The following is a 504-nucleotide window of genomic DNA, read 5'->3' on the forward strand; positions in this document are numbered from 1 at the left end:
TCCAGCGCTTCTTGCCGTGTTTTTGCTGCTTCAATAAATATTTTTAAATTAGCCCGTGCCGCTTCTTGACCAATAAAATCATCGAGAACTTGTGGTCTTAAGGAACGATCTGGATCGTTAGGAAGGAGGGCGGAACCCAGAAGGCGTTTATCTTCATCTTTATGCATTGTTACCTTGATTCTAAGTAGGAGAAGAAAGCAATTTGAGACTATGGCGGATCAGCAGGGCAGAAGAAACAGTTTCCCCCTCAAGCGCATTCATCGCAAGAGCAAGAGCACGGGATGCATGCTCCCGTTCAAACCCTAGCTTCATCAACGCGGAAAGCGCATCATGCGCAGGTTGATTGGTCATCTCACGCTGAGGAACCGAAACAGTCTTGACCGCTTGTTCAAAGGGAAGTGTTTTACTTTTCAGTTCACCCACAATTCTTTCACTGACTTTTTTACCAACGCCCGGCGCTCGACTAATCATCGCAACATCATTTAAAGCGATAGCCTGAGCAAG

General features: G+C 46.2%; 2 pseudogenes. Both read right to left on the bottom strand.

Annotated elements, in window-relative coordinates:
- A pseudogene (locus ACFIO3_RS15745) lies at positions 1-167 on the bottom strand (Holliday junction branch migration DNA helicase RuvB); the annotation flags it as partial.
- A gap of 13 nt (positions 168-180) precedes the next feature.
- Positions 181-504: pseudogene (locus tag ACFIO3_RS15750) on the bottom strand (Holliday junction branch migration protein RuvA); the annotation flags it as partial.

Source organism: Bartonella sp. AD328YNZD (assembly GCF_042196425.1).